The sequence below is a fragment of the Vibrio sp. STUT-A11 genome (genome assembly GCF_026000435.1).
Classification (GTDB): domain Bacteria; phylum Pseudomonadota; class Gammaproteobacteria; order Enterobacterales; family Vibrionaceae; genus Vibrio.
Map to the genome: position 1 here is coordinate 1,556,836 of NZ_AP026764.1, position 21,728 is coordinate 1,578,563.

General features: G+C 44.6%; 18 protein-coding genes. 12 read left to right on the forward strand and 6 right to left on the reverse strand.

Going from position 1 to position 21,728, the window contains the following annotated elements; translation table 11 throughout:
• The first annotated feature begins 4 nt into the window (after positions 1 to 4).
• Entirely contained in the window at positions 5 to 1,219 is a 1,215-nt protein-coding gene (glgC, locus tag OO774_RS22645) for a glucose-1-phosphate adenylyltransferase (RefSeq protein ID WP_264906933.1), read from the forward strand.
• A 134-nt stretch (positions 1,220 to 1,353) separates the two neighbouring features.
• Here the strand turns inward: glgC and OO774_RS22650 are convergent, their stop codons facing one another.
• Positions 1,354 to 2,235: an AraC family transcriptional regulator gene (locus tag OO774_RS22650; protein WP_264906934.1), complete on the reverse strand. Its 882-nt coding sequence runs from the start codon at positions 2,233 to 2,235 to the stop codon at positions 1,354 to 1,356.
• A gap of 205 nt (positions 2,236 to 2,440) precedes the next feature.
• Here OO774_RS22650 and OO774_RS22655 point away from each other — a divergent pair, with 205 nt between their 5' ends.
• From OO774_RS22655 to OO774_RS22680, 6 genes are all read left to right on the forward strand, one after another.
• Positions 2,441 to 3,589, forward strand: coding sequence for an iron-containing alcohol dehydrogenase (locus OO774_RS22655; RefSeq protein WP_264906935.1), 1,149 nt, complete (start codon positions 2,441 to 2,443; stop codon positions 3,587 to 3,589).
• A 294-nt stretch (positions 3,590 to 3,883) separates the two neighbouring features.
• Positions 3,884 to 4,543, forward strand: a complete 660-nt coding sequence (locus OO774_RS22660) for a lysoplasmalogenase (protein ID WP_264906936.1) — start codon at positions 3,884 to 3,886, stop codon at positions 4,541 to 4,543.
• Positions 4,544 to 4,689: 146 nt separating this feature from the next.
• Positions 4,690 to 5,424 (forward strand): amino acid ABC transporter ATP-binding protein, encoded by a 735-nt coding sequence (locus OO774_RS22665; protein WP_264906937.1) that lies wholly within the window; start codon positions 4,690 to 4,692, stop codon positions 5,422 to 5,424.
• A complete protein-coding gene (locus OO774_RS22670; RefSeq protein WP_264906938.1) occupies positions 5,424 to 6,221 on the forward strand; it encodes an amino acid ABC transporter permease in 798 nt (265 codons plus the stop codon). Before OO774_RS22665 ends, OO774_RS22670 begins: the two co-directional genes overlap by 1 nt.
• 9 nt (positions 6,222 to 6,230) lie before the next feature.
• The gene (locus OO774_RS22675) at positions 6,231 to 7,049 is read left to right on the forward strand and encodes a transporter substrate-binding domain-containing protein (protein ID WP_264906939.1); all 819 of its coding nucleotides are present in this window, start codon (positions 6,231 to 6,233) and stop codon (positions 7,047 to 7,049) included.
• 80 nt (positions 7,050 to 7,129) lie between these two features.
• Positions 7,130 to 8,050 carry an amino acid ABC transporter permease gene (locus OO774_RS22680; RefSeq protein WP_264906940.1) on the forward strand — a complete coding sequence of 307 codons (921 nt, stop codon included), beginning with the start codon at positions 7,130 to 7,132 and terminating at the stop codon, positions 8,048 to 8,050.
• Between the two features lie 315 nt (positions 8,051 to 8,365).
• Here the strand turns inward: OO774_RS22680 and OO774_RS22685 are convergent, their stop codons facing one another.
• Positions 8,366 to 8,872, reverse strand: coding sequence for an RNA-binding S4 domain-containing protein (locus tag OO774_RS22685; RefSeq protein ID WP_264906941.1), 507 nt, complete (start codon positions 8,870 to 8,872; stop codon positions 8,366 to 8,368).
• 192 nt (positions 8,873 to 9,064) lie between these two features.
• Here OO774_RS22685 and OO774_RS22690 point away from each other — a divergent pair, with 192 nt between their 5' ends.
• Positions 9,065 to 10,018, forward strand: coding sequence for an endonuclease/exonuclease/phosphatase family protein (locus OO774_RS22690; RefSeq protein WP_264906942.1), 954 nt, complete (start codon positions 9,065 to 9,067; stop codon positions 10,016 to 10,018).
• 17 nt (positions 10,019 to 10,035) lie between these two features.
• On the opposite strand, the gene cra is transcribed toward OO774_RS22690, so the two are convergent.
• Positions 10,036 to 11,016, reverse strand: coding sequence for a catabolite repressor/activator (cra, locus tag OO774_RS22695; protein ID WP_264906943.1), 981 nt, complete (start codon positions 11,014 to 11,016; stop codon positions 10,036 to 10,038).
• A gap of 377 nt (positions 11,017 to 11,393) precedes the next feature.
• On the opposite strand from cra, the gene fruB reads away from it, so the two are divergent.
• The 3 genes from fruB to fruA are packed head-to-tail and all read left to right on the forward strand — an operon-like array spanning position 11,394 to position 15,270.
• Positions 11,394 to 12,527, forward strand: a complete 1,134-nt coding sequence (gene fruB, locus OO774_RS22700; RefSeq protein WP_264906944.1) for a fused PTS fructose transporter subunit IIA/HPr protein — start codon at positions 11,394 to 11,396, stop codon at positions 12,525 to 12,527.
• Between the two features lie 9 nt (positions 12,528 to 12,536).
• Complete coding sequence (pfkB, locus tag OO774_RS22705; RefSeq protein ID WP_264906945.1) at positions 12,537 to 13,511, forward strand: 1-phosphofructokinase; 975 nt, start codon at positions 12,537 to 12,539, stop codon at positions 13,509 to 13,511.
• 19 nt (positions 13,512 to 13,530) lie between these two features.
• Positions 13,531 to 15,270 carry a PTS fructose transporter subunit IIBC gene (gene fruA, locus OO774_RS22710; RefSeq protein ID WP_264906946.1) on the forward strand — a complete coding sequence of 580 codons (1,740 nt, stop codon included), beginning with the start codon at positions 13,531 to 13,533 and terminating at the stop codon, positions 15,268 to 15,270.
• Between the two features lie 321 nt (positions 15,271 to 15,591).
• Here fruA and OO774_RS22715 read toward each other — a convergent pair whose 3' ends face one another.
• From OO774_RS22715 to OO774_RS22725, 3 genes are read right to left on the reverse strand one after another with little or no spacing between them, the layout of a single operon-like run.
• Positions 15,592 to 18,654 (reverse strand): efflux RND transporter permease subunit, encoded by a 3,063-nt coding sequence (locus OO774_RS22715; protein WP_264906947.1) that lies wholly within the window; start codon positions 18,652 to 18,654, stop codon positions 15,592 to 15,594.
• Positions 18,654 to 19,715 (reverse strand): efflux RND transporter periplasmic adaptor subunit, encoded by a 1,062-nt coding sequence (locus OO774_RS22720; RefSeq protein ID WP_264906948.1) that lies wholly within the window; start codon positions 19,713 to 19,715, stop codon positions 18,654 to 18,656. The genes OO774_RS22715 and OO774_RS22720 overlap by 1 nt, the downstream gene beginning before the upstream one ends.
• Positions 19,715 to 20,788, reverse strand: coding sequence for an efflux RND transporter periplasmic adaptor subunit (locus OO774_RS22725; protein WP_269469173.1), 1,074 nt, complete (start codon positions 20,786 to 20,788; stop codon positions 19,715 to 19,717). The genes OO774_RS22720 and OO774_RS22725 overlap by 1 nt, the downstream gene beginning before the upstream one ends.
• A 159-nt stretch (positions 20,789 to 20,947) precedes the next feature.
• On the opposite strand from OO774_RS22725, the gene OO774_RS22730 reads away from it, so the two are divergent.
• Entirely contained in the window at positions 20,948 to 21,682 is a 735-nt protein-coding gene (locus tag OO774_RS22730; protein WP_264906949.1) for a TetR/AcrR family transcriptional regulator, read from the forward strand.
• Positions 21,683 to 21,728: the final 46 nt, after the last annotated feature.

The following is a 21,728-nucleotide window of genomic DNA, read 5'->3' on the forward strand; positions in this document are numbered from 1 at the left end:
CACTATGCAAGACGCACTCGCCGTAATTTTAGCTGGAGGTGTGGGCTCCAGACTTAGCCCACTTACTGATGACCGCGCCAAACCGGCTGTACCATTCGGTGGCAAGTATCGTATCATCGATTTCACGCTAACTAACTGCCTCAACTCAGGTTTAAGAAAAATATTAGTCCTGACACAATACAAGTCTCATTCGCTACAAAAGCACCTTCGTGATGGTTGGTCGATCTTTAATCCCGAGCTTGGTGAATACATTACCGCTATTCCGCCTCAAATGCGCAAAGGTGGTGCATGGTATGAAGGTACTGCCGACGCGATTTACCACAACTTATGGCTATTGTCCCGTAATGATGCAAATTACGTAGTGGTATTGTCCGGTGACCATATCTACCGAATGGATTACGCAGCCATGTTGGAAGAACATAAAGAGAAAGGCGCCAAACTTACCGTCGCGTGTATGGATGTCCCGGTAGAAGAAGCTTCTGCGTTTGGTGTGATGGGCACCGAGGAAAATGGGTTAGTTAAATCATTTATCGAGAAACCCGAGACCCCTCCAACTCTGCCTGACGATCCATCAAAAAGCCTGGTTTCGATGGGTATTTATATTTTTGATATGGACGTCCTGAAAGATGCGCTGCGAGATGATGCAAACAACGAAAATTCCAGCCACGACTTTGGTAAAGACATCATACCGAAATTAATCGATACAGAATCTGTGTACGCTTATAAATTCTGCGGTAGCAAAGGACGTGTTGATGCGGACTGTTACTGGAGAGATGTAGGTACAATTGACTCGTTCTTTGAAGCGAATATGGATTTGTTAGAGCCCGTACCACCGATGAATTTGTACCAATCAAACTGGGCGATTCGTACTTATGAGCCTCAATTTCCACCAGCGCGTACCGTATCATCAGCGACAGGTAACGAAGGCATTTTCATCAACTCTATCATTGCCAACGGTGTCATTAATTCAGGTGGTTCAGTTCAACATTCAATTATTTCCTCTAACGTTCGTATAAAAGACAGTGCCACCGTCGTCGACAGCATTCTTTTTGATGATGTTGAGGTCGGTGAAGGATGCCAGCTCGTCAATTGCATTATCGATAAACACGTTCGCATCCCTCCGAATACTCAGATTGGACTCAATAAAGTAGAAGACGCTAAAAGGTTCCGAATTTCAGAGAAAGGCATTGTCGTCGTTCCTGAAAGTTATACGTTTTGATGCTTCTCAACTCCCTCTCTAAACCCAAAAGCGCACGATTTACCTCGTGCGCTTTTGGGTAGTTTTTACATACTCTAACTCAGCAACTATTGATAGTAGTAAGCCAAAAAATCACAACTTGTGACTTAAGTTAACTAAGCCTTTGTAGACCTTGGTGTTTCATTAAAGTGGCGTTTGTACTCACGACTAAACTGGGACGGGCTACTGTAACCAACCAATCGCGCTGCATCATTCACTCGCCGGCCTTCTAGTTGGATCAAATCTCGAGCTTTATTCAGTCGTACTTTTTTGATGTATTGCAGAGGAGATTCGAGTGTGACACTACGAAATGCCTGATGAAATGCAGAAATACTCATGTTGGCTTCTTCCGCGAGAGTCTGCACGTTCAGTTGCTCATTATATGCCTGATGAACACGCGTCAATGCTTTTGCCACTCTTGCATAAGAACCCTCCTGTTGAGCGAGCTCAAATAATACGTACCCTTCCTTACTAACTAAGGTTCGATAAACGATTTCCTCTAGTAGTAGTTCGCCTAGCATTGCAACATCAAGATCACTGCAAAGTGCAATCATCAATCTTTTACACGCATCCAACATACTCGAGTTCATTTTGACGGATTTAAGCCCACATAGAGAGCTATCTGAACACGTATTACTGTAATTCTGAGCTTCTAGTTTTTTGACGAGTTTATTCAGCAACGCCGGTGCGATATCAATCGAGATCCCCAGTAATGGCTCATCGCTGGATGCGAACGCTTCGCACTCCAGTGGCATTGGTACACCAACAACAAGGTAATCATCTGGACCGTACTGCACCGGACTAGCGCCAATATGAATATTTTTATGTCCTTGCCCTAATACAATGATCCCAGATTGATAAACAAAAGGCTGCCGGGCGTTACCCTTACTACTACGATAAAACCACACCCCTTCAATCGCCGTTTGTTTAATCCCTTCTAAATCCTGTAAGTCATGCAGCTCAACATACCGCTTCATAATTTCTGCTAGTGAACTCATTTTTCCCCCAACAACTAGCTAACGACTTTGTTCTACGCAGTGAACATGCACACTATATACCCATCAAAACAATACATTCTATATATTCACGATAAGATTTGTAGAAATAGGCAAGTTATTTACACAAATAAGCCTACTACATCCATCCGGCTAGTACTAATATGCACATATTCAATCTCCTCAACAAAGAAACAAGAGGCCTGTAATGAACTTTTCTTACGTCAATCCAACCAAAATTTACTTTGGTCAGAACCAAATCGATTCAATCAAAGAAGCCATTCCTGCAGATCAAAAAGTCCTGATAATTTATGGTGGTGGCTCTATTAAAAAGAACGGTGTTTATGATCAAGTAGCAGACGCTTTACAGGGTCATGAATGGTTAGAATTCTCTGGCGTAGAGCCAAATCCGACCAAAGAGACGTTAGACAAAGCCGTTGAGATTGTAAAAAACCAACACGTCGACTTTATTCTTGCCGTGGGTGGTGGCTCTGTCATCGACGGTTCTAAGTACGTGGCAGCAGCGTCGAAGTATGATGGTGACGGTTGGGATATCTTGATTGGCCAACATCAAGTCAAAGAAGCCGTGCCATTAGCAGCGATTTTGACACTACCGGCGACGGGCTCTGAATCCAATATGGGTGCAGTGATCACCAAAGCAGAAACTCAAGATAAACTTCCGTTTATGGCGCCAGCGGTACAACCAAAGTTTGCCGTTCTTGACCCAGACGTTATGAAAACGTTGCCAGAACGCCAGTTGATCAACGGTATTGTCGATGCATGGGTGCATGTTTGTGAGCAGTACTTGACACAACCGACAGGTGCGATGGTTCAAGATGGGTACGCAGAGACCTTGCTAAAAACCCTGAAAACACTTGGTGAACAATTTGCCGAGCGTGATGGCGACAAATGGCGTGCAAACCTTATGTGGTCAGCGAATCAGGCACTAAACGGCCTTATTGGCAGCGGTGTTCCTCACGACTGGGCAACACACATGATCGGCCACGAATTGACCGCAATTTGGGGCGTTGATCACGCGCGTTCACTGGCGATTATTCAACCATCTCTACTTCGCAATCAAATGCAGTTCAAGCGAGCGAAGCTGGAACAAATGGGCCGAAATGTATTTGCTTTAGAAGCGTGTGATGATCTTGCTGAGCGCACTGTTCAGTTGATTGAAGATTTTTATCACCAACTAGGTGTTGCAACCAAACTTGAAAATTACGGTGATGACCGCCAACAGGCAATTGATACGGTCATCGAGCAATTAGAAAAGCACGGCATGACTGTCCTTGGTGAAAACCAGGCCATTGACCTTGCTACTAGCCGCGAAATTCTTGATCTAGCCATCGCGTAAGAGCGGTTTTCAGACCGACTGATATAACGTTACGGTATTGTGCATATAAAGTCACAATACCGTTTTTTATGCTACGCTTTAAAAATATAAGTTTTGATATCTAAGCTTGTAGGGCTAAATGTAACGTTAATAAAAGCAATACTCCCTAAGAGTTCGAAAATACTAAAAATAATTTAATTTTAAAGCGGCAGCTTAGCGTAAATAAAAATATGACGGAGTTAGTGTCCTACGTGGATATCTTGCTCAGAGCAATAGCACCATGCTGCTTAGTTTGTCTATTCAAGAGAACAATCTATGTGGCTAGTCGTTGCCGTATTGGCATCCTTGCATATCATTAGTATTCGTTACGGCCCGAAGTGGCTGTTTTACATATCTAAACCGTTACCACTTCTGTTAATGATTGCTATTTTGCTCACATCGGAAGCGACACACCTAGCTTACACACGATGGATTTTATCAGGTCTGTCCCTCTCATTGATTGGTGACGTTTTGCTACTGTTACCCAGAAACAAATCACTACTAGGATTCAGTGCATTTTGTTTGGCCCACCTGTCCTATTGTTTTAGTTTTGCTCTCATCTCCGCTTGGCACATAACGCCCTGGTTACCCGTTGCCGTCTTTGGATTAGGTGGTTGTATTTATTTGTTTTTGAAACCTGGGTTGGGTAACCAAAAGCTTGCCGTTGCAATCTATATAGTGGTTGTTATGGCAATGAGTTGGATGGCTCTGGAATACTATTTCAGTGGACAAACACAGTCCTCATCCTTTGCCATATTGGGATGCTTGCTCTTTGTCATTTCCGGTATGGTGTTAGGCTTCGGGCGTGTGGATGGGCAATCCGTCTTTTCCCGGCAAGTGATCATGGTGACGTACTACTCTGCGCAAACCCTCATCACCATGTCAGTCATAGCCATCGTGATTCGTACTCCATATCTAGCCTTTATCAATGCATAACAGATTATGTTATCAACGCTTTTCATCAATCATTTGCAGATAGTTTTTATTCTCCGAGTCTTTTTCGAATATGTGTTCGCACTAACTGAAATCAGGCTCATTAATTGCTATGTTTGAACTATCGTTATCCTAAAAAGCGTGAACGTTTGAAAGACAACACTCCCGTCGTTGAATTTAGCAACGTAAACAAGTGGTATGGTGATTACCACGCTCTCAAAGACATCAACTTCTCTATTCACTCAGGTGAAATCGTTGTTGTATGTGGCCCGTCAGGTTCTGGAAAATCAACGCTTATCCGCTGCATTAACGACTTGGAATCAATACAAGAAGGACAGCTTAACGTCTTTGGTCAGCCAGCAAACAGAAAAAGACTTAAGCCGGGCAAAATCGGTATGGTGTTTCAGCACTTTCATCTTTTCCCTCATTTGACAGTGCTCGGCAATCTGATGCTCGCGCCAATGCGAACACTGAAACTATCAAAGCCAGAAGCTGAAGAGCGAGCACGTCATTATCTCAAGCGCGTCGATATAGAAGAACAAGCGGAGAAATACCCCATTCAACTCTCAGGAGGGCAACAACAGCGAGTCGCAATTGCCCGATCTCTATGTATGGAGCCAGACCTGCTATTATTTGATGAGCCAACCTCAGCACTTGATCCTGAGATGATCAACGAGGTTCTCGATGTCATGGTCGAGCTAGCACAAACCGGCATGACCATGATTTGTGTGACTCACGAGATGGGGTTCGCGAAAAAAGTCGCACACCGAGTCGTATTTATAGATGAAGGGGAAATCCTGGAAATAAATTCGCCAGCCGCCCTATTCAATGCTCCTCAGCACCCGAGAACACGTGCATTTCTAAACCAAATTTTAAGTTATTGATGATAAGACAAGTATTTAAACCTGCGTTACAAGCTCTAGTGCAAATGGTGATTCTATTTGCCGCTATTGTTTGGGTACTTGATTCTGGTGCACAAACCATGGGTTATCAGTGGCAATGGGAACGTGTGCCGGATTACGTGGCGTTTTATGAAGATGGAGAGTGGTGGTCTGCAGAGCTGATAAGCGGTTTAATGATCACGCTTAAAATTTCAGCCATCAGCCTGTTGTTCACGTTAGTATTTGGTTTAACCACCGCACTACTGCGGCTAAGCGATTCTATAATTGGTAATACCATTGGTAGCGCATACGTTGAGCTGATCCGTAACACACCTTTATTGGTGCAGATCTATTTGCTTTACTTCGTGTTTGGACCGGTCATAGGACTAGATAGGTTCAGTACCGCGGTGTTAGCGCTATCACTGTTTCAAGGCGCTTACACCGCGGAGATATTCCGTGCGGGCTTAAACAGTATTCCCAAAGGCCAATTTGAGGCAGCTAAGACGCTCGGTCTCTCATCGTTCTATAGTTATAAAGACATCATCTTACCTCAGGTATTGCAGCGTACCTTGCCGCCGTTAACTAACGAAGTGGTGTCACTAATAAAGAACTCTTCCATTGTCAGCGTAATGGCCATCTTTGACCTGACAACTGAAGCGAGAAATATTGTTTCAGAGACGGCAATGCCGTTTGAAATTTGGTTTACAGTGGCAGCGATCTACCTTGCTCTCACACTTTCATTGTCCGGCTTCTCAGCGTTGCTAGAGCACAAATTAGGAGCCAGTTGGCGCAAATTATAAGGAGATAACATGACGTTATTCAAAGCGACCATCACTGCGATACTGGGGCTTGCTCTCTCTTTACCCTCGTTAGCAAATGAAGAATCGACAACAGCAAATTTAGATCAAATAAAAGAAAGAGGAACGCTACGCGTTGGCATGTCTACTTTCGTACCGTGGGCTATGCGCAACAAACAAGGGGAACTCATCGGCTTTGAAATTGACGTAGCAAAACGACTGGCCGCAGATTCTGATTTGAAGGTTGAATTCGTGCCTACCGCTTGGGACGGCATCATCCCTGCACTTCTTGCTAAGAAATTTGATGTCATTATCGGTGGTATGTCTATCACGCCAGAGCGTTCAAAAAGCGTGTTATTCACCCAGCCGTATTCCCACTCAGGCGTTCAGGTAGCGGCGAATAAAGAGCTTGCATCTGGCTTGACGGAGTTTTCTGACTTTGACTCTCGCCGAGTCAATATTGCGGTGCGTCGCGGCGCATTTACGGTTCAAATTGCCCGAGAAACCTTCCCAAAAGCAAAACTATTACAGTTTGATGATGATGCTCAGGCATTTCAGGAAGTGCTAAACGGCAATGCTCACGCCGTCATTGCTTCAAGTCCTAAACCCGAACACGAGACGGTTAAACACAGCGACAAGTTGTTCCTACCATTTTCTGAGCGTCTTTCCAAAGGAAACGAAGCTTTTGCAGTACGTTTGGGTGAAGAAGATAAGAAAGAATTCTTCAATAAGTGGATTGAAGCCCGAACTCAAGATGGTTGGTTAAAAGAACGTTATGAGTATTGGTTCTCAACTCTAGATTGGCAGGATCAAGTCGCTCAAGGTCAATAACCTTACTCAACTGATAGAGCGAGGGTTACTTAACAAGCGAGCCTCAGCTCAATATTCATGAATGATTGGAGACAACAAATTTGGGCGGACAAACCAGCACTCGACTCGCTCCAAGTAGAGCAAGACCAGGTTCGATACGGACACGGTTTACTCTGCTCGACGCAGTATTGGTGGTTGTCTGCGCAACTGTAGGATACTGGTTCTACTATCGCTCAACCGTTGGCATTAATTACATTTGGCACTGGTCGGAAGCATTAACCTTGCTGTTTACTCCTAGAGCTGACGGCAGTCTCCCTTATTTTTTCCAAGGCTTACTCTCTACGCTTAGGTTGAGCCTTTGGGGGCTCACCTTGGCACTGGTATTAGGTACAGCACTTGGATTAGCTCGTTTCTCACCTTCCGTTTGGCTACGGACACCTGCTAATGCATTTGTTCAATTGGTAAGAAATATTCCACCTTTGGTGTTCGTGTTTATCTTCTACTTTTTTATTTCTAATCAATTGATACCCCTGCTTGGATTAGAGTCACTTTTACGAAATTATCAAGGTGAGCCTAATTCACTCCAACACTTTTTATTTGGTCCTGCACAGCTTTGGGAGAACCTCGCATCTGGCGTACTTTGTGTTGGATTACTCTCATCGGCATACATCGCGGAAGTCGTTCGGGCTGGCTTGCAGAGTATCGAACAAGGTCAATGGGAGGCGGCAGACTCTTTGGGCCTGTCACCTTGGGTGAAGTATCGCTTTGTCATCGCCCCGCAAGTGCTTAAAGCGATCACCCCTGCACTCGCCGGTCAAACCATTTCGCTAGTCAAAGACACCTCGATTGTCTCTCTTATTTCTATCCAGGAGATGACGTTTGTTGGAACGGAAATGGCGAATTCGTCAGGTTATATATTTGAGATTTGGTTGTTCGTAGGTTTCACCTACTTCATCGTCTGCTTTGGGCTTTCGCTGTTTTTTCGCTATGTAGAAAAGAAATCGAAGTCTTATTCTGATTGAATTCGGACTAAAAGGCGATAAGACATAAAGTATTGGTTAACGCCAATCACTTTATAGCAGTGCATGTTAAAGCACCCGGTCATTCTGAACAGCGACGAAGGAGTGTGATTCAGAATCTAATACCCGAGTACTTTGTTATTAAAGTGGTGACGAAAACATCTCAGCACGCTGATACTAGATTCCTAGTCTCGCCATGGCTCGCTGGAATGACCCAGTTGAGAGAACACAGTTCAATTTCAGACTATAGGATCTTAACTAGTAAGATTGAACCTAATATCGGCGCTTTTAGTTGATAAACACGTTCGCACATCAGTATCAGAAGAAATCGATAGAGTTACGTCCGCTTTTCGGATCGCGACTTGGCTTTGGTTTGTTCTCCGCAGCGATCTTCTTATTGCTCTTCGGCTTAGCCGCTTTATTATTTTTATTCAGTTTGCTTGCAGGTTTTTTCTGCTTAGACGAAGGCTTAGATTTATTCTGCTGCTTTTGCGCGACTTGCTTAGGTTTTGCTTCTTTCGCTTCAGCTTCTGTGACTGGCGCGTCACAAACAACAACGTAGTACTCTTGATTGAACTCGAAAAAATCGCCATCGTACATTTTGCGACGCTTTCTTGTTTCAAGCTCACCGTTGACTGCGACATAACCTTCATCGATGATGTGCTTGGCTTCACCACCACCACTTACCAAGTTTGCGATTTTGAAAAGCTTATACAACTCGATTGGGTGGGCATCCACTTCGATACCTATCGCTTCGATTTCTATCTCTTCGCCTTCAAACTCTTCATTATCTAAATAAGCTTCGTGGTCGTAATCTTGGGTCATGTCATTTACTCATTTATGCTATTGATCGGGAGTTTAAACTGATTGCCAAAAAATAGATACCTCAGAGTAATTTTGCATGTTCCTCAGGCTAAATTTCAACGTGCTGTTTGTGCTAAGTTCTCGGATTAAACCTGCAACTGACAAAGGCTTATGTATATACTGTCCAGATAATTTCTAAAACGAGAACGCATTTTGTCCAGACCAAGCCAGATAACTTTTGTTACGGCGAACCTATTTAATTTTGTTGCCCCACCTGATGCTTATTACGACTTTGAGAACATTTATTCTCGAGAACAATGGCAAGGAAAGCTTGCCTGGACGCAAAATCAAATCGAAAAGCTTGAACCTGACATCATTGGCTTGCAGGAAGTGTTCAGTATCGAAGAAACAAAATCATTTTTTAAAAGCATTGGCTACCCTCACTTTGCCACTGTCGATACACCTCATGTAGAAGACGAGTACATTTACACCCATCCGGTAGTCGCGATCGCATCTCGCTTTCCGATAGAACAAGTTCAACCCGTCACGTTTGATCGAGGCTCGCTCATCCCATTTGAGATTAGTGCTTCACCAGAGTTCAGTCGTAAGCCAATTTACGCGCAGATTGTGCATCCAACACTTGGTCATATAGCCGTCTACGTTGTGCATTTGAAGTCGCAACGTCCCGCAGATTCAAATAACGCTGAAGACGCAAGCCGCGTATTGGCGCGCTGGATATCAACGCAGCAACGTGGATGGGAAGCCGCCATGCTTCGAGATTCAATGCAGAATCAATACAAAAACTCGCCGATGCCAACGGTTTTAATGGGTGATATGAATCAACCCATCACAAACAACGGCGTAAACAGCGTATTAACTGAAATCTTTAGTGACAGTGTCACTGAGTTGCAACTCAAAGATGGTTGGGATTTACAAGTGTCACCGACGCTCAACGATCGTCCTGCGACGCACTATCATTTCTCTAAAGGCAATGCGCTCGACTACATCTTGCTGTCACAAGAGTTCGATGAACATTCCGATGTCTCAGTCGCCGACGTCGTTGACTATCAAGTGTTAGATCAGCATTTGATTAATCCCTCATATGAGAGGGATAAGTACGCCAGCGACCATGCATTTGTCGCACTGACGGTAGAGGTTAAATTGTAGTGTTAGCAAATCAATTATTACTGGCGCTTCACTATCTTACGAGGAATGAGCTCCACTCCAGGCTTATAACGTTTTGCAGAAGCATTCAATGCGAGTTCCATTGCACTGTCCGCAATGACTTCGAATTGCTGAGGCAAGGAGTTAATTTTTACAGAGAGAAAGTCCAGTAGACGATTATCACCAAACGTTGCTAAACGCACTTTGCTCATTAAATCTGGCTGTTCCAACATCATGTCTAAAACACCTTCAAGTAAGGTGTAAGACGTGGTGACCATAGCATCAGGAAGATGATCGTCAGCCAACCATTTCTCCAACACCTTTTTACCTTCTTCTCGAGAGAACTGCTGGCCATAGCCGACCTGAACCGTTTTATTTCCTTGCTGGCATGCAGATCGAAAGCCCAATTCACGCTCCTTAGATATCTGCAAATCAGGCAATGCACCGATCAATCCGACAGAGTTTATCTCGTTTGACAGTACCGATTCGGTCAGTTCCAGGGCCGCGTCAAAATCCTCACTAAGCACGCAGCAAAAATGCTCGTCATCCATTGGACGGTCGAGTGCAATAACCGGCGTCCCTGAGTTTTGCAATTTGAGATAAAACTCGTTGGCGTTTGGCATGCCGCTCGCAACAAACAGTGCATCAATACGACGACTGATCAACGCTTCAGCAACCTTTTGCTCGGTTTCCGGATCATCATCAGAACAGCCGATTAAAATTTGGTACCCCGCTTTACGCGAGTTTTGTTCGATAAGTTTTGCTAAACGAGCGTAACTGGTGTTTTCCAAATCTGGAATGATAAGCCCGAACGAACGTGAGTTACCTGCCCGTAAAGCGGAAGCCGCATGATCTGGCTTGTAGTTGTGTTCATCGACAACCGCCATCACTCTCTTTTGCGTTTTCTCGCTTATTCGGTATTTCTGCGCTTTCCCGTTGATTACATAGCTCGCAGTTGTCTTCGAAACACCTGCCAATTTAGCTATTTCATCCAGTGTCATATTATTCACCTTAATCTGTGCGCGTGATCATAATAATACATCAATGATCCGACGATAAGTTGAATTATATGCTGAACCGATTCAGTATAAAAGCTGAAAGGATTCAGCAAAAACCTAAAAATAGACCTAAATCACCAAAACACGGCAATAGTCAGTGACATGGTCTAGGATAATAAGAACGAGAATTAACGATTGATTTAAATAGTTTTGCTGAAGTTCTTAAAAAATTTAACGCACTGCTGAATCGTTTCAGCAAAACATAAAAACAAATAAATTAGACAAGAAATGTTGGGCGCTAACGCCATCATCTTTAAGACGACGTAAAGAAGCACAACCGAAATAAATTTTAAATTGACACCTTAATGCTGGAGAGCACCATGCTTAAGCTAAGTAAGAACGACATTACCCTATCACAATCTGCGACAGATAAGTTTGAAGCAATTAAAAGCATTGCCCAGAGCCTGACTGAAAAAGGTTTGGTTGAGCAAGGTTATGTAGAAGGCATGCTTAATCGCGAAAACCAAAACTCTACCTTTTTAGGCAATGGTATTGCGATACCTCACGGAACAACCGACACTCGCTCAATGGTAAAAACCACTGGTGTGGCAGTGCATCACTTCCCTGACGGCGTTGAATGGGGCGATGGCAATAAAGTATTTGTTGCTATTGGTATCGCTGCTAAATCTGATGAACACTTGGGCATCCTTAAACAACTAACGAAAGTTCTGGGTGCTGATGGAGTCGAAGAACGTCTGCGCACAGCAAAAAGCGAAGATGACATTATCGCCCTACTTCATGGTGATGTTCAGCTTGAAGCTGACTTCGATGCGTCACTTATTCAGCTCAATTTCCCTGCTAGCGATATGGTTCAAATGAGCGCAGTCGCTGGCGGACTACTTAAAAATACCGGATGTGCGGACAAAGAGTTTGTTGCGGATCTTGTAACTAAAGCGCCAACTAACCTTGGCAATGGTCTATGGCTGGTTGGTAGTAACAAGCAAGTAACCCGTACAGGTGTTTCTTTTGTCTCAACCGCGAATGACTGTAACTACGAAGGTCAGCCAGTACGAGCATTGGTTGCTTTTGCCGCTTGCAACAATGCTCACCAGCCTATGTTAAATACGCTTTCTCAGCTTGTGTTTAACAAAGAACACGGCAAGTTACTAGACGCATCTGCTGAACAAGTCCTTGCTCTGTTTAAAGGCGAGGAAATGGCGCCAGCTGCTTCCGGAGATGGAAACACAGCCGTGTTCAAAATCAAAAATTCGCATGGTCTGCACGCTCGTCCAGGTGCAATGCTGGTTGCAGAAGCTAAAAAATTCGAATCAAAAATTCAGGTGTCTAACCTAGACGGTGACGGTAAAACAGTAAACGCGAAAAGCTTAATGAAAGTTATCGCCTTGGGTGTGAAACACGGCCACCAGCTTCAGTTCTCTGCTGAAGGCCCAGATGCCGCTCAAGCACTAGAATCAATCGGTAACGCAATCGCATCTGGCCTTGGTGAAGGTTAAGGGATGGTTATGACTAGCACAAAAACCAACAAAGTCGTCACGATCACGCTCAATCCAGCGCTGGACCTTACAGGCTCGGTCGATGCGTTAAAAGTGGGCTCAGTAAGCCTAGTAAAACAAAGCAACCTCCATGCTGCCGGTAAAGGTGTGAACGTGGCGAAAGTGCTCAGTGACTTGGGTGCAGACGTGACCGTGACTGGATTCTTGGGCAAAGATAACCCAGAACTTTTCCATCAGCTATTTGAAGAGATTGGTGTTAAAGACGAGTTTATCGAAGTTGAAGGCTCTACCCGAATCAACGTAAAACTCGTTGAATCAAACGGCGAAGTCAGTGACATCAACTTCCCGGGCGTTCAGGTTTCTTCTCAAGACATTTCCCGTTTCGAAGAGACACTTTTCCGCCTGGCAGATACACACAACTACTTTGTGCTTGCAGGTAGCCTACCTGGTGGCGTAACGCCAGAACTGTGCGCCGCTTGGATTGAGAAGCTTCACCAACTTGGCAAGAAAGTTCTGTTTGATAGCAGTAAAGCGGCACTAACTGCAGGTATCGATGCCCACCCTTGGCTTATCAAACCAAATGATGAAGAGCTGAGTGACTTCGTTGGTGCGCACCTAGAAACGCCAGAGCAATGCCAAGAAGCGGCGCAAACACTAAGCGATAAAGGCATCGAAAACATCGTGGTTTCTATGGGAGCCGACGGTGTGATGTGGCTCAATCAAGGTGAGTGGCTACGCGCACAACCACCTAGAATGAACGTAGTGAGCACCGTAGGTGCTGGTGACACACTTGTCGCAGGCTTATGTTGGGGCCACATGCAAGTCATGCCAAAAAACGAATTATTACGCTTCGCCACTGCACTTTCTGCGTTAGCAGTCAGTCAGGTCGGCGTTGGACTTACCAGTCAGGAAGAACTGGAGAACATTAAGCTACAAACTCAAGTGAGCGAGCTTAACTCTAATACAAACTTAGACAATAACTAAGGAACAGAAGGTTATCAGTATGAATATTGCCATTATTACAGCCTGTCCAAGTGGTGTTGCAAACAGCATCCTGGCAGCAGGACTACTCGATCAAGCGGTAACTAAACTAGGTTGGAATGCGAAGATTGAATGTCAATCGAGCATCATTGAACCTAATTTGCTTACAGACGCTGACATTGAACAAGCTGAAGCGATCGTTATTGCTGCGAATACTCCAGTTGATACCTCTCGTTTCGTTGGCAAAAAAGTCTATCAATCAGATATCAGCGCTGTAGCAAAAGATGCAGAGGCATTTCTGCAAACAGCTGTAGAGAGTGCGACTTTACTTGAGCAAGCAACAGTAACTACAGCACCTGCAGAAGCTTCTTCTAGCTCTTCAGTTAAGAAAATTGTCGCAATTACAGCGTGTCCTACGGGCGTAGCACATACCTTTATGGCAGCGGAAGCGCTGGATGAAGAAGGTAAACGTCGAGGCCACCAAATCAAAGTGGAAACTCGCGGCTCTGTCGGTGCGAAAAACCAACTGACTGAGCAAGAAATCGCAGACGCGGACTTAGTTATCATCGCTGCAGATATCGAAGTGCCACTTGACCGCTTTAACGGTAAGAAAATGTACCGCACCAAAACAGGTCCTGCGCTTAAGAAAACAGCGGAAGAGATGGATAAAGCCTTTGAGCAGGCTACCGTTTACCAGCACTCTGGCGCTGCATCAAGTGAAGGCGCAACAGAAGAGAAGAAAGGTGTGTACAAACACCTGATGACGGGTGTATCGCACATGCTTCCAGTGGTCGTTGCTGGTGGTTTGATCATCGCCCTATCCTTCGTGTTCGGTATCGAAGCCTTTAAAGAAGAAGGTACTATGGCCGCTGCACTGATGAATATCGGTGGTGGTTCTGCGTTCGCGCTGATGATTCCGGTTCTTGCAGGTTTCATTGCCTTCTCGATTGCTGACCGTCCGGGTCTTGCTCCGGGTTTGGTTGGCGGTATGTTGGCTAGCTCTATCGGATCTGGTTTCTTAGGTGGCATTGCTGCAGGTTTTATTGCGGGTTACGCGGCGAAGTTCTTGGCAGATAAAGTATCACTGCCACAATCTATGGAAGCACTCAAACCGATTCTGATTATTCCTTTCGTTGCGACCCTGTTTACCGGTTTAGTGATGATCTACATTGTTGGTGGTCCGGTTGCAGGTATCATGAATGGTCTGACTGAATTCCTAAACAACATGGGCTCAGACCGTGCAGTGCTACTGGGTATTATCCTTGGCGCAATGATGTGTTTCGACTTGGGTGGTCCGGTAAACAAAGCAGCTTATGCGTTCGGTGTTGGTCTACTGGCTTCTCAAACTTACGCACCAATGGCGGCAATTATGGCTGCTGGTATGGTTCCGGCTCTGGGTATGGGTCTGGCTACATTCCTTGCGAAGAAGAAATTTGAAGAAAGTGAGCGTGAAGCGGGTAAAGCATCATTTGTGCTGGGCTTATGCTTCATCTCTGAAGGTGCAATCCCGTTCGCAGCGAAAGATCCAATGCGCGTTATCCCATCTTGTATGGCAGGTGGTGCGTTAACAGGTGCACTTTCTATGCTGTTCGGTGCAAAACTTATGGCACCACACGGTGGTCTGTTTGTACTACTTATCCCTAACGCAATCACGCCAGTATTGATGTACTTGGTAGCAATTGCTGCAGGTACTGCGGTAACAGGTTTCACTTACGCATTCCTTAAAAACAAAGCAGAAGCAAAGCAAGAAGTTACTGCTTAATATTCTTTTAAAGCCCCCTGGCATATTACGCCTCTCTCATATTCCGGTTGAGAGAGGCGTTTTTTTATTCAGCGCTCAATACGAAAAAAGCCCTGAGAAAATCTCTCAGGGCTAGGCAGGAATCTGACTCAATACAAGTCAGGAGTCCTTATGCAGTGGTCGTATTCCAATCACAGTAGATAAGTGGTTAAAGATAGCGCAGGAAAAATGCTTGAGAACAAGGCGGAAATTTTCGATAAGTAGTTATTCTACAATCAACTTTCTTTATAAACGAAAAATCCAACGCCGTTATCGAGTATTTTAACAAGCTAGAATGACCATTTATTTACTACGATTGGGACTTATCCTAAACAGAATCGCAAACATCACTGGCACTACTATCAGTGTCAGTACTGTAGCAAAACCAAGTCCTGCCATAATCGTTATCGCCATTGAGCCAAAAAAGGCGTCAAAAACGAGGGGAATCATACCTAAAATGGTCGTCACAGCCGCCATACTTACTGGGCGAACACGGCTTATCGCACTATCTACAATAGCGAGATAAGGATCTTTTCCTGATGCCAATTCAAGGTTAATTTGATCGAGTAACACAATACCGTTTTTCAGTATCATTCCGCTCAAGCTCAATAAGCCTAAGAATGCGGTGAAGCTGAAAGGCATGTTTGTCGTCAACAAACCGAACGACACACCAATAATGGACAACGGCACGGTAAACCAAATAACTAACGGTTTTTTGACCGAGTTAAACAGTAAGATGGTGATGATGAACATCAGCAAATAACCCATCGGCAATGAGCCGAACAAGGCATCTTGTGCATCTTTCGATGACTCGTATTCCCCACCCCATGTAATTTCGTAACCATCAGGCAGATGTAATGCCATCACTTTAGGTTGTACACGAGCAAACAAACTTGCCGCGGTATCTTCACTCAGCACATCGTGGTCAGCCAATACCGTCAAAGTACGCTTACGGTCACGACGTTGAATCAGTGGCTCATTCCAATCTAACTTCACACCATCGATGATTTGATCAACAGGGATGTAAGTTTGTAGCGATGGGCTCCAGATATTCACATTTTGCAGAGATTCAAAATCCACACGCTCTTCTTCCGGAAGTCGGGTCAGAATAGGCAGAGTGTGTGTTCCGTCGCGTAAATAACCTAATGCGCGACCACCAAATGCCATCTGTAATGTGCTTGACAGATCTTCTTTCGAAATCCCTAATCGACGCGCCTTCGACTCATTAAATGCCGGAACGAGCTCTTTAGTGCGCTCACGCCAGTCATGACGAATATTTCTCGCACCAGAGTCGGTATGTAAAATGTCTTCTACTTTTACCGCCAAATCTCTAAGTACCTGTGGATCTGGACCAGTAATTCTCGCCTCAATTTTAGACGCTGGGGACGGACCAAACTCCATCAACTTAAACTGAAATGTCGGCTCGTTAAATTTCTTGGCTAAGTTGGCATCCAACGTATCCAGAAGCGTGAACATATTCTCGCGATCCGTTGCCCTAACCTGGAACTGAGCATAAGCTTCGTAGCTTCTCTCGGGCTGGTAAGTCAGAACAAAACGCTGCATACCTTGACCGATTGATACCGACACAAAATCTATATCGTCTTGTTCTCTAATGAAACTTTCAACTATTTCTGCTTTTTTCGTTGTTTCGCGAATATCAGTGCCTTCAGGCATCCACATATCCACGTAAAACATCGGCGTGTTAGATGGCGGGAAGAATTGCTGTTTAACATTGCCAAACGCCACAACTGCACCCACGAGTAATGCCACCATAGCGGCTACGGTCAACCATCTAAAACGCAGAGCAACCTTGAGTAACGCTCCGAATGCGACAAACAGCCAACCTTTGTAAGGGTCTTGGTCTTCATCACCAACTTCTTTATCTTCTTCTTTTAACAAAAGGTTGGCTAAAAACGGAGTCAGCGTAATAGCCGTTACCCAGCTCAGGAACAACGAGAAGCAAAGCACCCAAAACAACGAGCCCATGAACTCACCCGTCGCATCTTGCGAAAGCCCGATTGGTGCGAATGCCGTAATGGCGATTACGGTCGCCCCTAGCAGCGGCCACTGAGTCTGCTTTACAATATCTACGGCGGACTGAACCTTTGAGCGCCCTTTCTTTAGACCAACGAGGATACCTTCAACAACAACAATTGCATTATCCACCAGCATACCTAAAGCAATGATCAAAGCACCGAGAGAAATCCGATGAAGCTCGATGTTGTAGTAATTCATTAGGATAAACGTACCAAACACCGTCAATAGAAGTACGGCACCGATGATGACACCACTACGTAACCCCATGGTAAACAGCAGAACGATGATTACGATCGCAACCGCTTCAGCCAGACTAATGACGAAAGCCTTTACGGACTGATCCACCTCTTGTGCCTGGTTGTAGAAGTAGTTCATATCAAGACCAGCCGGCTTAATGGACTCAAGATTACTTAGCTCAGCATCAATACGTTCACCGACTTCGACCACATTGACACCGGACGCAAAAGAGATCGCAATGTTGATCGCTTTTTTGCCGTTAAACAAGATCACGTTGCTTGGTTTTTCCTGAATGCCACGTGAAATCGTCGCAACATCCTTCAAGCGGATCAGGTTCCCAGTATCCCGTCCGTGAATGATCAGGTTTCCTAGCTCTTCTACAGTATTGAGCGTACCGCTAGGACGAATAATGAGACTTTCGCCATTGACCATCACTTCACCTGCTGACACCACACTGTTTTGTTGGTTTAGCAAGCTCGCGACCACGTTCATGTCAATGTTTAAAGACGCAAGGCGATCTAATGAGATCTCGACAAACAACATCTCCTGTTGGTCGCCACTAATATCAACTTTACCGACCCCTTCGATCAATTCTAATTCACGGGTTAGATGGTCAGCATAGCGTTTGAGTTCGACATAGTCATAGTCGTCACCCGTTAACATCAGCATCACACCGTACACGTCACCGAAATCATCAATGATCTGAAGAGATTGCACACCTTGCGGTAAATTTGGTTGCAGGTCATTAATCTTACGGCGCATTTCGTCCCAAATTTGTGGCAGCTCGTCTGGACCATAGTCCATCTTCATGCTGACCATGATTTGTGACATGCCATCCGACGACGTTGAGGTAATAAAGTCAATATATGGGAGTTTACGAATCTCTTTTTCCAGCGGATAAGTGAGTTCTTCTTCCACTTCCTTAGATGTTGCCCCTGGATAAGTAGAGATGATCATCGCTTCTTTGATGGTGAACGCTGGATCTTCCAGCCGGCCCAGCTCAAGGAATGAAGTGATACCACCAATGGCGAGAATAACAATGAACAGCCAACTGATGACTTTATTTTTTATGGAATACTCAGCAATGTTCATTATTGTCCCTTCTCCACCACTTCCACCTGTTTGCCTTCACGTAATTTACGTAAGTTTGAGTTCACTAATACATCGCCTCTGCTGACGCCAGATGAGACAATGGCGCCTTCACCGTTTACTTGTGAAACAGCGACAGGCACTTTAGTGACGTTGCCATCCTTCATTTTCCATACAAAAAACTCATTGCTGTGACTGCCTGCTTGCAGCGCCGTAACGGGAATACTGTAACCATCAATCGACGTGATACCCGCTTCGACCATATCAACCAGTACGCTAACGCTTGTACCTGGTAAGATTTCTTTTTCAGGTTGGGGCATCGTGAGATACATTTCATAAGTCTGAGTATTGGTGTTCGGCTCACTCGTGTACTCCAGGTAATCCAACAAGTAAGATTTCGTATCGCCAGAGAATGTCGCACTAGGTTGATAGTTTACATTTTCAGTTTTCGGATTTACGAGCGCCAGAACGTTGTCTGAGAGTTCTATGCGTACATACACCATGTTGTTTTGATAAAGATTAAGTACCGTTTCTCCCGCACCAACTTGCTCGAAACGTTCTTTATATACGTCAGATACCTTGCCCGAAAACGGCGCAAAAAGACGCGTGTAGTTCAACTGGTTGGTCGCACTATAGAAATTCGCTTCTGCTAACTCTTTATTCGCGGTCAGTTCGTCCAGTTCCGCTTTTGAAATCATTTGGCGATCATATAAATCTGTACCACGCTTCAATTGGCGAATGGCCAACGTGTATTGAGCTTCTGCATCGTTGATTGCTTGCTTTTCTTTACTGTCATCAAGCTTGGCGAGCATTTGGCCTTGTTTAACCACATCACCCGCTTTTACGAGAACATGCTGAATTTCACCCGCGAGCCGGAACGCGATTGGAGTCTGCTCAGCCGGAACCACAATCCCTTTAAAAGCTCTGAACTGGCTTTTCACCGGCGCACCGACTGATACGGATGAAACATACAGTGAATGTTCAGAAGCCATTTGGGTATCGCCTTGGCAACCAGTTAGGACCGCAAGCGCGATAGCAGAAACCGTAAACAACTTACCTTTCATTAAATACCTCCCTCTCGAACCCAAGCTTTAACTACCTGACCTTCGACTAAGTGTTCAACACCAGCAATAACAACGTAATCATCACTTTTTAGTCCGGATTCAACGCTACCACTGTCGCCAAGTGACAATGTCACCTTTCTTACTTGTTGTGTTTCACCATCCATTACCCATACTTCACCACGGTTGGTTTCCTTACTCACCCAAGCTGACTGAGGCAATATCACTGAGTCGGAGACATTCTGTTTCGCGATATGAACTTGGCCTGTCATACCTGTAAGTAAGTTGCGCTCAGAAGGACGAGTGATGGTCACAATCGCTTCATAGCTATTAGTATCGGAATTAGGTTGCGTTGAAATTTCTTTGAACTTACCCGGAATGCGTTTGTTCGGTTCGCTATCCATCGTCACCCACATGTGTGCTTCCTTTAAAGAAGCAAGCGATACAGACTCTGCGTAAGTTACTGGTAATGTAAAAGAGACATCCAGGGTGCTGTTGTCAATCAGGTTTAGAATTTCCTGTTTCTCACCTACAACCTGAAAAGGTTTTACATACGTATAAGAGACAACACCATCAAACGGTGCATGGATCTTTGTGTAGCTTAAATCTGTTTTTGCCTGTTCGAAGTTCGCTAAAGCCGCTTTATATTGCGTTTCTTTTTGGTCGTACTCGTCAGTACTGATCAGCTTTTTCTTGTATAGACTCTTAGCTCTTTGCCACTGCGTTTGTGCAAGTGAGAATTGTGCTTGGGCGGAATTCAGCGCTAATTGAAGGTCTTTCGGATCCAACGTTGCTAACACATCGCCTTTTTTGACATCGTGACCCATTCTGACAAGCAACTGTTCAACTTCACCACCGACCTGAAACGACAACTGTGCACGATGTGTTGCATCTATTTGAGCGAGAAAAGCATCGGAATCAGCCACAGACAAATCCTTAACCGCCAGCAACTTCACAGGTTTAATCAAAGGTTCTGACGGCTCTGATATGGCTTTATTGCATCCAGTCAGCAGTCCAGTAAGACTTACTGTCATTACTGCGCCAACCAAAATGCGTTTTAGATATTGTTTACGCACCCGCTCTCTCCAAATTCAAATTTATTACACAGTCGTGCAGTATATTCCCATTTAGATATAGATCAACATATTTTCCATTTGTGTAATAAATAAATTAGTCAAATAGGCAAGTTTCTGGTAAAAGTAACGCGTTGATTATTACTCGGGAAATGTCGAACTATGAATGAGAGAAAGCAAGGCAGACGTAGCGCTGAAGCAGCTGAACACACAAAATGTGTCATCCTCAAGGTTGCTGCAGATATGTTTTGTGAGCTTGGTTTCGAGCGTGTCTCACTAAGAAATATCAGCGAGAAAGCAGGTGTTTCACATAGTTTGATCAGGCATCACTTCGGAAGTAAAGAAAAGATTTGGCAAGCCGTCAGCGATGCAATGGATGTGTACATGCAAGACTACATGGCTGAGTTGATCAACCAAATGCCAGAAGACACCCCATCCAACAAAAAGATTTATCTATTTACGGTGCGTATGCTGGCATTTACGTTAGTCTGCCCACACCCTATACAAATGATTGCAGATTCTATACGTCAAGATGATAACGCGCTATTTGATTACTTCTTGAAAACGAAAGAAGAATTTGCCGCGATTTTTTCTGGCATCTTTGAAGAATACAACCGTGAATATCCCAATGCTCAAATTGATCATTGGGAATCCAAGTGGCAAATGGTTCTGTTTGCTCATGGGGCGGTCACGCTAGCACCAATGATGCAGCAAACATGGCCAGATATTGCTGATGATAGAGAGAAAATGCTGTTAAGACACTGGGAACTGTTCAACACAATTGTTGCAACTCAATTCAACATTGCGAAAGAAGATGTTATCCATCCTGCTAAGCTAGAAGATCTCGTGATTAATGTGAGCTGTGCGATTGATGAAGCCGTTGGCGAAGAACTTTAATAGACCAGACAAAAATAAAAATGCCGGGCTAAATAGCCCGGCATTT